The sequence below is a fragment of the Streptomyces sp. AC627_RSS907 genome (genome assembly GCF_019049165.1).
The window spans coordinates 1-629 of sequence record NZ_JAGMUE010001291.1 but is presented as its reverse complement, the minus strand read 5'-3'; the positions used below and the strand labels follow the sequence as shown (position 1 = coordinate 629).

Annotated in this window: 1 protein-coding gene; it reads right to left on the bottom strand. The window is 68.5% G+C overall.

The window, feature by feature from the left end; all coding sequences use genetic code 11:
- Positions 1 to 629: ABC transporter substrate-binding protein (locus KUM32_RS41545; protein ID WP_254406805.1), on the bottom strand; the 629-nt coding region annotated here is incomplete at both ends.

Genomic DNA, 629 nt, shown 5'->3' with positions numbered 1-629 from the left:
ACGTACGGCTGGGTGCGGGTCAGCGAGCGCGCCATCGCCTCCTTGTCCTTCAGCACGGTGGAGATCTGCGCCGGGTCCACCGCGTTGTTCCAGGTCATGGCCCGCTTGTCGGCACCCTGGTCGGCGAGGAGGCGGCGCGTGGAGTCCATCCACTGGTGGCCGAAGGACACCTCGAAGCGGTCCACGTACTGGTGCCGGATCGGGTCGGTCTTCGGGTCCCAGTGCTCGTTGCGTACGAACGTGATGCCCTTGCCCGGCTTGAAGTCGGCGACCTTGTACGGGCCCGAGGCGACCGGCGCCTTGTTGTACCCCTCCTTCTTGTCCTTGCCCGGCGGCACCGCGCCGATGTTCGGCATGGCCACCGCGAACGGCACCTCGGCGCGCGGCTGGTCGAAGTGGAAGACGATGGTCTTGTCGTCCGGCGTGTCGAGCACCGACGCCGGCAGGTGGTCCCCGCCGTACGGGCCGTCCGGCAACGCCTCGCGGAAGGTCTGCCCCTCGCCCGAGAGCCACTGCTGGAGGTAGAGGGGCCCGTTGGTCTGGTACTTCGCGTACAGCCGCTCGATGGAGTGCCGCACGTCCCGCGAGGTGATGGGCGTGCCGTCCTCGAACTTCAGCCCGTCCTTGAG